The following is a 12,770-nucleotide window of genomic DNA, read 5'->3' as shown; positions in this document are numbered from 1 at the left end:
ACCGTCAACGAACAGGTAAAAAGTTAACATGAGCGTATCTAAAGAAATAGTTAAAAATAAAAATGAAGAAAATGCTTTTTATTTTTTGAAAAAGCAAAATATGCTTATAAACATCACACAATATTATAAGTTAGCAATCAGCTATAAATTGTTAAATATTGCACTTCTTGCAATATCAGTATTTATAATTTTTAAAATTACGAACGTAGATAGTAATATAACAGATGGAGATATTCTTGCGTTTGATAGTCTTGGCCTGAGTCACGTTTGCAACCAACACGATACATTTGACATGGAATTAAATTGCATCACCGAACTTAGCAAAACATTACAGGATCGCTACAATAATATATGCATAACAGATAATAGACTGGTTTTGGAACCGGAGTTTTTTATAAAAAGTGAAGAAAACGGTTGCTGCTTTGATCGCTCACGATTTATTGAAAAATTTTTAGAATACTACGGCTTCAAGATACGACACGTGAGCTTGTACGTTTTTAAATCAAATCTTCCCTGGTCTTTTTTAGACAAAGCCATAATCAGTCACGCTGCGTCTGAGGTCCTGACTCGAAAAGGGTGGATGTACTTAGGATCATTAAACAATTTTATTGCTTTAGACAATAATGAAAACCCCTTAACCATACATCGATACAAAAAAATTATCCGGAGCAAGGAGAACAATTTGGTTGAGAATCAAAATTTAGATTTATTTGTAAAAAATGACAATTTTTGGGCCATTTATGGACTCTATTCCAGAAGTGGAAATTTTTACCCGCCAGCCATCCCTTTATTACCGAAATTTTCCTGGTCACAATTAGTTTATAATTTACACCACGACTAATTCCAATCTAAAATTTCTTTTTGCAGATTAGGCGTGACAGTGAGTGCTTGCGCCGGAATGGAGACTGGCGAAACGCCATGTTTATTTTTATTTGTTTTTGATGCGGATTTCGGATTAAATTCCGATGGATTTTTGTGATTATTTTGTTCTTTCGTGTCAATCATGGATTGTTTAGACGACTCTGACAATTTTTTTTGTTTACTTTTATCGTTAATTTCAAAAGAAGGTTGTTTAGATATCTGAGCATCAGGTTGACCGTTCCATTGTTTAAAAACAATCAAGTCATTTTTAATTAAAATAATTGCCGCAGGAGGCGTTTTGACTGGACTTAATGTTGTTTTTACATCGACATGATCCGCTTCCTTGATTGTAATTTTGTAACCCTGACAATGCTTTTGCGAGCGAATGCAGTAGCGAATCCCAGGATCAAATATTTCTTGATTTTTCGGATGTTTAAGATCATAGTTAAAATGATCAACCACTTCCTGCCAATTGAGTACCTGAATATTGGTTGAACGAATTGGGTCGAAGCCAAGCTGATGCAAATCCAACGTGGATGTCTGACCGGAAATGATTTTATCAAAAGCGATACGGGAATGAGCCAGCAAATTTGTTTCTTGTTGAAAAGCGGATGAAATTTGCTTGACAGAATGATTTTCATGAGATACAGGAACATTGCATCCCAGCAGGGAGGGCAAGGTCAGCGCCAGAATCACTCTTCCCAAAGACAATAAACGATCAGGCTTTTTCGAGTCGTAGCCAAAACGATGCACAAGGTTACACGACCTGAACCGTTGGGAAAAAAAGATCGTATCATTCGAAGAGTCCATACCCATGGCCGAAAGGTTGATCATGGCCGTATCATTCATGGCCGTGAATCTGGTGAAAACCAACGATGGAAAAAAATCGGCGCGAAAAAGCCGGAGGAATGGCCGAACTGGGCTGTGCCATGTGTACAAGGTGGCCAATGCCAAAAGCGGCAGCTCTTTCCAAAATCGCCTCGGAATCATCCACAAACAGGGTCCTGGCCGGATCAAATCCCAATTTTTTTTGCAAAAGATCCCAAAATTGCGTGTATTCTTTGGGATATCCAAAATCATGACTGGTCACGATGCCGGTCAGGTACAATCCTATGGGAGTGCGGGATAATTTCAATGCCAGGGATTGAGGGTGGGCATTGGTAACAAGGTGTACGGGGTGACCCTGCTTCTGGAGTTGCTGAAGAAAATTGGTCACATGAGGGTGAGTCTGGATCAAATGAGCTACCTGCTGTTGAAGCGCCGGAACATCCAGGTTCAATTGCCGGGACCAATAGTCCAGATCATACCAATTCAGTGTGCCTTCCACCTGTTTATAGGCAATCAAGACCCTCTGCCGGGAAACATCCAGGTCCAGATGATGCAAAGCAGCATAGGCTTCTGGAATGGTTTGCAGGAAAAAAACGTCGTCAAAATGTCGATCCAGCAGGGTACCGTCCATGTCCAAAAGGATGGTCTGGATTTGTGACCAGTCAATACCCGCACCAGACCGTTGTGGTGCGTTCGTCAGATTTGAATCAAGTAGGCTCACTTTATGCAAGAGTTCCTCAGTCCTGTTGCGCCCGTTGAAATGACAGGATGCCTTCATGGTAGGATGGATGCAATGGCTGGAGATGAAGGGTAGAGGAGCCATGATCATCCTTTCGGCCATGGGCATGGGATCTTTGATCATGACCGTTTATTGTTTGTTTGGAGAAACAAAACAATGAGTGAAGCAACCTTTGATCAACAAGCTCTGCAAAGATTGCGACCTTTTTTTCAACAATACGTCGGTCAGTTTGTAAAAATTTTTTTAAAAAATCAAGCCGCTGTTCGGGGAGATAAAAACAAATCCATCCCCAGTTCGCTTTCCTATGCTGCCGGGTATTTATATTATCGGCATTTTTATCCCGGCATGCAGATGAAAAGATTGCCTGTCATTTCCGGAGAAGAGGAAAAGTGTTATCAGGAGCTGCTGACTGAGCGGGAAGCCTTGGCACAAACACTTCTTGAAATGAAGAAGGATGTCGTTGCCTACCAAAACGAAGAATGCACCCGACAAATCAGTGAATTCCAGCGCTTCCTGGATCTCAGTCTGGGAGATATTTCCACGGCAACCGGGCAAAAGCGCCTCTCCGTGACTTCAGAAACGCCTGAAGAAAAAGCGGCCAGGGAAGCAGATGCACAACGCGCCAAAAATCTGGCCCAGGAGTCCTTGCTGGATACGCTTTTTGAAATCAAGAAAAAAAATTCCGGTCTGCTCTGTTTCAATCTTTATCAGGATGTTCCCATCTCTTATGAAGCCTCCATCCTCCAGATTGCGGCGCAACGCAATCAGGTTTCATTGCGGGTTCATCGCTATCAGGCAACGGTGATCGTTGAGGATCGTTTTACCTATTTGAAACACGAAATGTTGCCCGGAACCATCAAGGCCTCTCTGGTATCGATACAAAGATCCAAAAATGAGGCTGTATTCAATAAACTGGAATATTCCACCGTGGGCATGGATGAACGCGCTCAGGTGCGGGTCCGTCCCAAGGAGAGTGAACCGCTCGTGGCAGACATGGTGACGTTATCGGGTGTCAAAATTACGGGCAATATTCAAGATATTTCCATGGGTGGCATGGGAGTTCTGGTTCCGGAGGGCGCGTATCGGTCAGGTACCCCTGTCGAAATCACCATCACCCCACGACACATGCAAACCTTGAGGTTGCAGGGAACGATCATGGTCGTCAAGCCGGGAACCAGAAAAAAACACGCTCTCCTGGGACTTAAATTTCAATCCGGTACGGATGCCGAGGTGTTTATTTCCCAGTATGTTTATCAACGACAAGCCGAAGTGGTGCGTGAACTGCAAAGCAAATCCCTGCTCGATTGAAAACCTGTCGTGTTGGTGGATTTTGTCTGGTTTGTAATATTTTGCTGACAGTATTTTATAAATCCTGACGTATATAATTTATTTCCTTCCGAATTCAAATGGCTGCCATCGAACACCGCCAGGTGTGCGTAGTCGGTGAACTGGAAATAATCCGCCTCCGGACCCCAGATTGCGGCAATTCGAGCCAGACGATCCGTACAATGGTCGGGTGCCGGGACCTGGATCAACAGGATGGCAGGTGGTTTGGCAAAGGCTTCCTTGATGTGGGTTTTCCAGGAGAGGATTGCCTGACGTTCCCACTCTGGCAGGGGACCACATACTTTTCCTGAAACGGCTTCATTTTTGGGTTGTACATGACTTTTAAAGCCGCGTGCGTCCCACATGCCGTTTTTCTCCGACGCATACACCAGACCGGTGGGAGCCAATCTTTTCCCCGACCAAAGATGACGGTAAAACCGGTCGTTGATCCAGTCGAAAAAATCCAACTGCCAGAGAGAAATGCGGTAGAGCCACCAGGATTCGATTTTGTCCGGGGTTTTGTCGAGGTCCAGTTTTGTGTGGGGGTCCCAATCAAAGAAACCCTGATCCACGTTCAACACCAGCATTCCGGGCTGAATACCCTGTTTTTCCAGTATTTCCATAGGCCAGTGAATTCCTGCCAAACCAAAACAGAGAAAGTGAAATTTGATGCCATGGGCAGCAAAAAACGTTTCCAGGGCATCCCTGGAAAAACCAAACTGGCAGCGGCTGTGACCCAAAAAAAAGAGGGTACTGTTCTTCAGATTGGTGCGAATTCCATCCATGTCAAAATAGTACTGTCGGTCTTCGATCATGCCTGCGGCAGGGGTTTGTATGGGACGCCAGCCCCCTTGCCGACGGGGTGCCATGAGCCATTCATATTGATTTTCTGTTGTATGATAAATACTCTGATTGTGACGCATTCCCGACAAGGTGGAAATGTCCACACCAAACCAGTGCAGAGGTATTCCCAACAAATACCCTCCCAGGATGCCAAGATAAATATATTTTATCCAAAGAAGAGCGTAACGTCTATTCAAATCATCCATGGCATTTTCCCGAAAAATAATAAATAACAAAATAACGAGACAGAATATTGCTGTTATTTGGAATCATCGTAAACATTCAGAACAGACCTCCAACCCAGTTTTTCAAACGTTTTTTAACGGGAGTGGCTGAACAGTTACAAAAAAAAAATGGAAAGAAAGATTTTATTGGGGCTTAAGCCCCAAACCCCGCCAAGAGGAAGGGCACAGCCCTTCCTCCTGGACCTCCATCCCAGTTTTTCATTCGTTTTTATTGAAATGAACAAATTATTAGACAGCCTCTAAAATTGAAAATAGAGAAAGACCTGGGGCCTGTAGAGTTGCATACCGACCAGCAGGGAAACGATCATCAAAATCAATTTCCGTGCAGGTGTCAACATGTTCCTGACAGGAGGTATTTCCAGAAACCGGGTCGTGTCGAGTGACCATGCTGTTCGTTCCCAACCCAAAATCTGCATGGTATTGGGAGCCATGAGGGTGATTCCATAGAGAAGCACCATGAAGGCAGGCAGGTACCACAGATGCCCTGGATCACCACCCGGAAAAGATTGCCCCATGGCCAGTAAAAAATTTTCTGCGGCCACGCCGTTGAACTTGTCTGGAAAAAGCGTCGGCCAGGAAAACATGCCACCCAGAAGCGTTTTGGCACCACTGAACGTTTTGGCCCGGAAAAATACCCAGGCCACAACCACGCACAGGAAGGTGAGTAGACGGGAAACATGCCCGCCGAACCGAAATTCAACCCGCGACCCGCGCCAGTGACGCCAACCATGATTGATTGTCAAGTAGAGGCCATGCAGAAATCCCCAAAAGACAAAATTCCAGCCAGCACCATGCCATAAGCCGCCCAACAGCATGGTCAGCATGAGATTGCGATAACGTCGCCATGGGCCATGCCGGTTGCCGCCCAGGGGAATGTAAAGATAATTCTGCAAAAAACGCGACAAGGTCACGTGCCAGCATTTCCAGAATTCAATGATGTTCCGTGCTTTATAGGGTGACCAAAAATTGAGCGGCAGGCGAATTGAAAAGCAGAGTGCCAGCCCGATGGCCATGTCACTATAACCACTGAAGTCAAAGTAAAGCTGAAATGTAAAGGCCAAGGCTCCGGTCCAGGAGAGCAGAAAGCCTGGATCCGGTCCGCCACGGTCCACCAGGGCAAAGATGGGATCCGCCACTTCGGCCAATGAGTCGGCCACAATCAGTTTTTTGAACAAACCAAGGATGAAAATGATCAATCCAACTGTAATGTGATTGAAATCAGGAAATTTTCTGGGCTGGTAAAACTGAGGCATGATCTCCCCGTAATGAACGATGGGACCGGCCACCAACTGGGGGAAAAAAGCCACGAAAAGCCCAAAATTCCAAAAATTGGTCTCATGAACATCATCCTGCCGGGCCACATCCACCAGGTAGGCAATTTTTTGAAAGACGAAAAATGAAATTCCTGGTGGCAGAACGTAGGGAACCCGAAATTCAATCGGAACTGCAAAAGCAAGATTGTCGAGAATAAAGTTGGTGTATTTGAAAAAGATCAAAAGTGACAGGTTGCCGGCCACGCCCATCCACAGCAACTGATGTCGCAAAGAGTGGTGTCGAATCATCATGGCGGCGGTAAACCAAGTGAAACAAATGGTAAAAATCAGGATCGGAATATATTGCGGCAACCGCCAGCCGTAAAAAAAAACAGAACAAAGAAACAAGGCGATGAAAGCCGGCTGTCGCCCAAAATTGCGACCCATGCCGTGAAAGATGAGCAGGGTCAGGGGAAGAAATTCGAAAACGAAAGTAAAAGAGTTGAAAAGCATTTAGAGGCTGCCCATTAACTTTCCAAAAAAACAGATTGGAAAGAAAGATTTTATTGGGGCTCCGCCCCAAACCCCGCCAGGAGAAAGGGCACAGCCCTTCCTCCTGGACCTCCATCCCAGTTTTTCATTTGTTTTTTGAAATTGACAAGTTATTGGACAGCCTCTTAATGATTTTGTGAGCGTGCCAGAGCCGTCAGGATGGCCACAATCTGGCGGGCGGCATGGGGATTGGCCAGGGAACCGGCCCGTTTTCCGACTTGTTCCAACCCTTGCCGATCCGCCAGGCGCTGCTGCAAAAATTCTGTCAGCCAGGAAACGGTGAACCCGGTCTGGGTTTGCATCCAGGCACCGCCGGCCTCCACCAGTGCCCGGGCATTGGCTGTCTGGTGATCATCGGCGGCGAAGGGATAGGGTATCAACAGTGCCGGTTTTCCCATGATCATCAGTTCGGCCAGCGTGGTGGCACCGGCCCGGGCAATGACCAGATCGGCAGCCGCATAAGCCCCGGCCATGTCCTGAAAAAAGGGGGCACAGATGGCGGGGATCCCTGCCTGGCGATAGAAGGTTTCCACCGTGGTGACATCGGCTTCCCGTACCTGGTGTTGTACCCGGATCGGAACATGATTTCCCGGTTTCGCCAGGGCGGCCAGGGCGGCGGGGACCACGTCCGTGAACACTTGTGCCCCCTGGCTGCCCCCAAAAATCAACACCTGCAACGGGTCTCCGGGCGAGGAAATTCTGGGCGTCCCCGCCGCCTGCACGAGACTTCCACGAACCGGATTGCCGGTGGAGAGGACCTTTCGGCCAGGAAACAGGGAAGCGGCCTGGGGAAAACTCACACAGATGGTGTGGGCCAGCCGTCCCAGCAATCGATTGGCGAGACCGGGCAGGGCATTCTGTTCATGCAGGACGGCCGGCAGTCCCAAAAGCCGGGCAGCGACCACAGCCGGGGCCGAGGCATAGCCTCCGACCCCCAGAACGACATGGGGTTGAAACTCCCGCAAAATGGCCCATGCCCCCCACAAGGCCGGGGCCAGACCGGCCAGGGTATGCAGGCGACGCAAGATGCCACCACCCTTGAGGCGACCCACGCGCAAGGTTGCCAGACGGCGTCCCTCCCGGGGCAGGAGCCGACTTTCCAAACCCCAGGGAGTCCCTACGAAGAGGACCTCTCCCCCCGTGACCTCCTGCCAGGCATCGGCCACGGCCATGGCCGGAAACAGATGTCCACCGGTTCCGCCGCCGGCAATCAACAGACGCGGCATCTTGATGTGGGAGGCTGGCCTGTCGGCACCGTCCATGTGACTCTCCTGCTCCCGATCCACCCGTCTACTCCCGGCCCACCCGGCTGGCATGGTGCAACGGGGGAACGGTGCGAGAAAAAGCCAGCAACAAACCAATGATGCTCATGGTGATGATCAGGGACGATCCCCCGTAACTCACCAGGGGTAAGGTCAATCCCTTGGGGGGAAGCAGGCCCATCACCACCCCCATGTTGGCAATGGACTGGGTGCCCAGCAAGATCCCCAGTCCGGCAGCACCCAGGCGAACGTAGGGATCCGGTGTAGCCCGGGCAATGGCAAAGGCGCGCCAGATCAGAACGGCAAACAGGGCTATGATCAACAGGACCCAAAACAGGCCCAGCTCTTCGCCAATCACGGAGAAAATAAAGTCCGTATGGGATTCAGGCAGGTAGAACTGTTTCTGGCGGCCTTCGCCCAGGCCGGTCCCGCTGACGCCCCCGCTGCCGAAAGAGAGCAGGGATTGCACCAGTTGAAAATCGGTATCCTGGGGATCGTCCCATGGATCCCAGAATGACATGACCCGTTGAAACCGGTAGGGGGCCATGATGACGCCGGCGGCGGCAGCAGGAATGGCCGAAACCACCAGAAAAACAATCCAGGCAAAAGGAATTCCGGCCACAAAAACCATGCCCAGCACCACCGTGCCGGAGATCAGGGTGGCACCAAAGTCCGGCTCGGACATGAGCAGGGCAGCCGATACGCCAAACAGCATCAGCAGAGGCAACAATCCCCCTTTCAGCCGCAGGACACGACCGGGGTCGGTTTCCAGCACATGTGCCACAAACAGCACAAGCATGACCTTGAAGGGTTCCGAGGGTTGCAAGGTGAAAACCCGAAAATTGATCCAACGCCGGGCACCGCCTCCTTCAATTCCCAAGCCGGGAATCAAGACGACAGCCAGTGTCAGAAGGGAGATCCAAAAACCGATGCGCCCCAACTGACGAATGGATTCCATGGAGAGCCGGCTGATGAGGATGGCCACCAGGATTCCGATCGCGGCAAATATCAGGTTGCGCACGGCAAAATGGCCTGCATCGTTGAACCGACGCACGGCCAGGGGCACCGAAGCCGAATAGACCATCACCTGGCCGATAGCCACCAGGGTCAGGGCCGTTCCTGCCAACCACAGATCCATCTGACCCAGTTGGCTCATGAAATCTTTTTTGTCAGATGCCATGAACCATCTCCCGGCAATCCATTGGGAATCGTTGAACCAAAAAATCTCTCATGCGGATTTCATCCATGACTCCGAACCCTGAAAATCGCCCAAAAAAACGGCCCGCATCTTCTGTCCGGCAAGATTCCGAACCAAGTTTCCGAGGCCCGCATCTTCTGTCCGGCAAAATTCCGAACCAAGCTTCCGAAAATATCCGACTCTAGCCAGAGACGCATGGCCAGACAAGTTGTAAAGTTGGAATGACCATTCAGGAATCCCATGGCCCTGAAAAAAACGCTTTGCAATATCCTATCTAATTATTATACCATGCCCCGGCGGTCGTCCTTTCTGGCCTGATGTGGAACCGGGTCGGCTTTTCCACGCCGGTTTGATGCAGGACTTCACTCAACTGGATGATTGTGTTGGTTCATGACGCTTTCTTGCATGATTTGGATAATCTTGCATCTGGGGAAAATCAATGGGTTGCCATAACATTAAGAATTTTTCATGTTCCATGCGCGCCATGGTATCATGCCTGATGATCCTGACGGGATGGGTACACCCGGCCGAATCCCAGGAGGATACAACAGGCGGAAAACCGGTCCAGGAGGAAAAAAACAATCCTTGGCTCAAGAAGATAACCCCGGCCCTGCTGGACATCATGGCCGGGCAGGGGGTGGAAATTCAGTTGACGCCCAAATATCTGGAAGTGATGCAGCGTGATTATGAAATATTACATGAATTCAGCCATGTTGCGGAACAAAAAATCCCGGAAGTGACCACCCTGAAAGCCAATCTGGTTCGTGCATTGGATACTGCCGATTTTGCCGCAGCAGACCAGGAATTGGCACGCTGGGCGGAACTGCCTGGCATGCAGCCCCGGGAAAAAATGCTCATTATTGACCAGCGGGGGGGGTTGGCCACCCTGCGTTGGAAATTTCAAGAGGCCGCCGGACATTACCAGACATTGGCAAACCTGACCGCCGAGGTGGATCCGTCCCGGGTGGGTGAATACCTGCAAAAATCGGTTGAATCCCTCGAAAAACAAAAAAAAATTTTGGATGATCATTCCCTCTCCTCTGCTGTGGTGACAGGCTGGCGACAGGTGGTGGCCGCGCAGTCACGTCAACAGCAACCCATCGCCTGGGGCCAGGCTCAAAAAAATTTGGCCACTGCCCTGATCAATCTTGCCAAAACAAGGCATACAGCACCCCTGTTGCAGGAGGCGTTGGAACTGTTTTCGGAAGCCGAAAAAGAGTTGCACCGGGATGGCCATCCGCACCTCTGGGCCGAAATCCAACACGACAAAGGCGTCGCGGCGTCATACCTGGGCATATGGCAGCATCAACGTCCCTGGCTGGAAAAAGCCTTGGTCAACTTTAAATCTGCCCTGGAAATATGGCAGCCGGCCATGTACCCCAAACAATGGTCCGGGACCTGGAATTCCATCGCCAAAACCTGGCTGGAGATGACCGCGTTTGTCAAATCGGGCGATTCCCAAGCCAAAGAGGCCATCAAGGCCTATCAAGAGGCCCAAAAAGCCTGGCCCAGGCAAAAACATCCCCTGGAATGGGGAGAGTATCAAGGCCGGATTGGTTCCATCCAGGCTGTTATCGGCGAGGCGAAAAAACAGCCCAAAAAAATCCGGGAAGGGATCAAAATCATGCAGGAAGGGATTGCCCTTCTCGCCCCGCCCCTGGTTCCGGAACCGTTCATTGACCTGAACATGAGATTGAGTCATGCCCTGTGGACCTTGGGAAACCTGGAAAAAAATGTGCCGCTGTTGCAGGAGTCCATCACCGCCCTGGAACAAGCCCTGCCCTTCCTGAAGCCGGAAAAACGTCCGGAAGCCTGGATCAAGGTCAAGACAACTCTGGGGGAACATGCATTTTTTGTGGCCGTTCAGAACCATGAATCAAGCCTGTACGACAAGGCAGAAGAGTCTTATCGGGATGCCATGACCGTATTGACGCCAGGGCAGGATGCACAAAAATTGGCCGAAATTCAAAATGATCTAGGGAGTGTTCTGGCCCACCGGGGAGAACAGGAAAACAATCCGGAAAAAGCTCGCCAAGGACTGGCCCTGTTCCGGGAAGCCTGCAAAACTGCCAAGGCAATCGCGGACCGTGACAGCATGGATACGTGCCAGCGAAACATGGTCATCGTTGAACGGTTCCTGGCCAAAAAATAACGACAATAAAAAAACACCAAAACCAATGATGGCCGACGTTGAACGAATCCAACGACGTGAAACACCTTGACATTCAGCACGAAAACGGGGAGTGTTTCCGGCCCACAGCGATCATGGTGACCGACGTGACCCGGTATCCGGAGAGAATCGAAAAACAGCAATGATTGATATTCCCGAACCGGAGTTTCATCTCTCCCGGTTGAAAAACGGCCTGACGCTCTGCACCTTTCCCATGCCCTGGCTGCACGAGGTGGGCGTCACCCTGCTGGTACGGGCCGGCAGCCGCTTTGAAAGTGATGCTGAATCCGGCATGGCGCATTTTCTGGAACACATGCTGTTCAAGGGCATTGAACGTATTCCGGATCCCACCGAGTTTCACATCCATCTGGAGGCCCTGGCGGCGGACATGAATGCCGCCACGAGTCAGGAGTACAACGCCTATTGGATCACCCTGCCCCCTGCCTTTCTGGAGGAGGGATTTGCCACCTTTTGCGCCATGTTCACGCAACCCGCGTTCACCGGGATCGATACGGAACGGCAGGTGGTCATCGCTGAAATGCGGGAGGATGAAAACGACCAGGGCGAGATGACCATTCCCGCCATTCTCGCCGGAGAAATCCTCTGGCCAAACCACCCGCTGGCCCGTTCCATCCTCGGCAATCGTCAAACCATCAAGAACCTCGACAGTCAGGCGCTGCGAAAATTTCTGGCCCGGCACTACTGTGGCAACAACATGGCCATCGCTTTTTTCGGCCCGCTTCAGCATCCATCGGCCCTGCGTCTGACTGAAGCCGCCCTGGGAAATCTCCCTGCCGGCACGCCCCTCCCCTCCCCCCCTCCGCCCCCCATGTCTGCCGGTCCCCACTGGGTAGCGGTCAACGATCAAACCGCCCAACTCACCCTTTCCCTGTTTTACCGCTCCAAAGGTTTTCTGGAACGGGACCATTATCCCCTGATGGCTTTGCGCCGCATTCTTGATGATGGCTTCGGCTCCCGTCTCCAGGCCACACTGCGCGAAAAGCAGGGTCTGGTTTACGATCTGTGGGCCGCCTACACAGCCTTGTCCGACGCAGGATCCGTGGAGATCGGGGCTTCGGTCTCTCCGGAAAATCTGGCGGCGGTTTTTGCTGCCATTCTGGACGAACTGGCTGCCTTGCGCCAATTCCCGCCCACACATGCCGAATGGACCCGCATTCTCACCCGCTGGCAGGCTGCCCTGATCACCACCCTGGATCGCCCGGTAGAACTCATGGAACGTTATGTGGCCGACCGGCTCTTCACCCAGGTCGAACCCCTGACCGCCGCCTGGAAACGGGTCTGCGCCATCGACCCCAATACCCTCCCGTCCATTGCCCGGGAATTGACCCAACCCCACAACCTGGTCGTGGTCCTGGTGGGTCCCCAGGCCCGGACCCTCCTGCCCCACCTGAAAGAACAGTATCAGAAAAAAAAGTAACTATTCAGCCTTCCCATTCAAAACGTTTGAAAAACTGGGATGGGGGTCCAGGGGG

Annotated in this window: 10 protein-coding genes; 4 read left to right on the top strand and 6 right to left on the bottom strand. The window is 50.6% G+C overall.

Translation table 11 applies throughout. The features are described 5' to 3' along the window. The first annotated feature begins 28 nt into the window (after positions 1-28). Entirely contained in the window at positions 29-841 is an 813-nt protein-coding gene (locus HQL65_12540; protein MBF0137060.1) for a hypothetical protein, read from the top strand. Here HQL65_12540 and HQL65_12535 read toward each other — a convergent pair. Then, on the bottom strand, positions 838-1,710 hold the full coding sequence (locus HQL65_12535) for a hypothetical protein (GenBank protein ID MBF0137059.1): 873 nt from the start codon (positions 1,708-1,710) through the stop codon (positions 838-840). The two genes, HQL65_12540 and HQL65_12535, sit on opposite strands and share 4 nt — an antisense overlap. Then, positions 1,703-2,410 (bottom strand): GMP/IMP nucleotidase, encoded by a 708-nt coding sequence (gene yrfG / locus HQL65_12530; GenBank protein MBF0137058.1) that lies wholly within the window; start codon positions 2,408-2,410, stop codon positions 1,703-1,705. The genes HQL65_12535 and yrfG overlap by 8 nt, the downstream gene beginning before the upstream one ends. Positions 2,411-2,584: 174 nt before the next feature. Between yrfG and HQL65_12525 the strand changes: the two genes are divergently transcribed. Further along, entirely contained in the window at positions 2,585-3,736 is a 1,152-nt protein-coding gene (locus tag HQL65_12525) for a PilZ domain-containing protein (GenBank protein MBF0137057.1), read from the top strand. Here the strand turns inward: HQL65_12525 and HQL65_12520 are convergent. The 4 genes from HQL65_12520 to ftsW form a co-directional block, all read right to left on the bottom strand. Next, positions 3,682-4,803, bottom strand: coding sequence for a hypothetical protein (locus HQL65_12520; GenBank protein MBF0137056.1), 1,122 nt, complete (start codon positions 4,801-4,803; stop codon positions 3,682-3,684). The two genes, HQL65_12525 and HQL65_12520, sit on opposite strands and share 55 nt — an antisense overlap. 278 nt (positions 4,804-5,081) lie before the next feature. Beyond that, positions 5,082-6,608: an MBOAT family protein gene (locus HQL65_12515; protein MBF0137055.1), complete on the bottom strand. Its 1,527-nt coding sequence runs from the start codon at positions 6,606-6,608 to the stop codon at positions 5,082-5,084. Positions 6,609-6,772: 164 nt separating this feature from the next. Then, positions 6,773-7,909: an undecaprenyldiphospho-muramoylpentapeptide beta-N-acetylglucosaminyltransferase gene (murG, locus tag HQL65_12510; protein ID MBF0137054.1), complete on the bottom strand. Its 1,137-nt coding sequence runs from the start codon at positions 7,907-7,909 to the stop codon at positions 6,773-6,775. Positions 7,910-7,937: 28 nt separating this feature from the next. After that, positions 7,938-9,089, bottom strand: a complete 1,152-nt coding sequence (gene ftsW, locus HQL65_12505) for a putative lipid II flippase FtsW (protein MBF0137053.1) — start codon at positions 9,087-9,089, stop codon at positions 7,938-7,940. Positions 9,090-9,606: 517 nt separating this feature from the next. On the opposite strand from ftsW, the gene HQL65_12500 reads away from it, so the two are divergent. Both HQL65_12500 and HQL65_12495 read left to right on the top strand, forming a co-directional pair. Next, complete coding sequence (locus HQL65_12500) at positions 9,607-11,259, top strand: hypothetical protein (protein ID MBF0137052.1); 1,653 nt, start codon at positions 9,607-9,609, stop codon at positions 11,257-11,259. 160 nt (positions 11,260-11,419) lie between these two features. Beyond that, on the top strand, positions 11,420-12,715 hold the full coding sequence (locus tag HQL65_12495) for an insulinase family protein (protein ID MBF0137051.1): 1,296 nt from the start codon (positions 11,420-11,422) through the stop codon (positions 12,713-12,715). Positions 12,716-12,770 lie beyond the last annotated feature (55 nt).

Source organism: Magnetococcales bacterium (assembly GCA_015228935.1).
In the GTDB taxonomy this organism is placed as follows: Bacteria; Pseudomonadota; Magnetococcia; order Magnetococcales; family DC0425bin3; genus HA3dbin3.
The sequence above is the reverse complement of the archived record's forward strand: the minus strand, read 5'-3'. Positions and strand labels throughout refer to the sequence as shown.

Coding starts and splice junctions, on each gene's coding strand:
- HQL65_12515 (MBF0137055.1), bottom strand. CDS start 6,608: ATGCTTTTCAACTCTTTTACTTTCGTTTTCGAATTTCTTCCCCTGACC.
- HQL65_12495 (MBF0137051.1), top strand. CDS start 11,420: ATGATTGATATTCCCGAACCGGAGTTTCATCTCTCCCGGTTGAAAAAC.
- ftsW (MBF0137053.1), bottom strand. CDS start 9,089: ATGGCATCTGACAAAAAAGATTTCATGAGCCAACTGGGTCAGATGGAT.
- HQL65_12535 (MBF0137059.1), bottom strand. CDS start 1,710: ATGAATGATACGGCCATGATCAACCTTTCGGCCATGGGTATGGACTCT.
- HQL65_12520 (MBF0137056.1), bottom strand. CDS start 4,803: ATGGATGATTTGAATAGACGTTACGCTCTTCTTTGGATAAAATATATT.
- HQL65_12500 (MBF0137052.1), top strand. CDS start 9,607: ATGATCCTGACGGGATGGGTACACCCGGCCGAATCCCAGGAGGATACA.
- murG (MBF0137054.1), bottom strand. CDS start 7,909: ATGGACGGTGCCGACAGGCCAGCCTCCCACATCAAGATGCCGCGTCTG.
- HQL65_12525 (MBF0137057.1), top strand. CDS start 2,585: ATGAGTGAAGCAACCTTTGATCAACAAGCTCTGCAAAGATTGCGACCT.
- HQL65_12540 (MBF0137060.1), top strand. CDS start 29: ATGAGCGTATCTAAAGAAATAGTTAAAAATAAAAATGAAGAAAATGCT.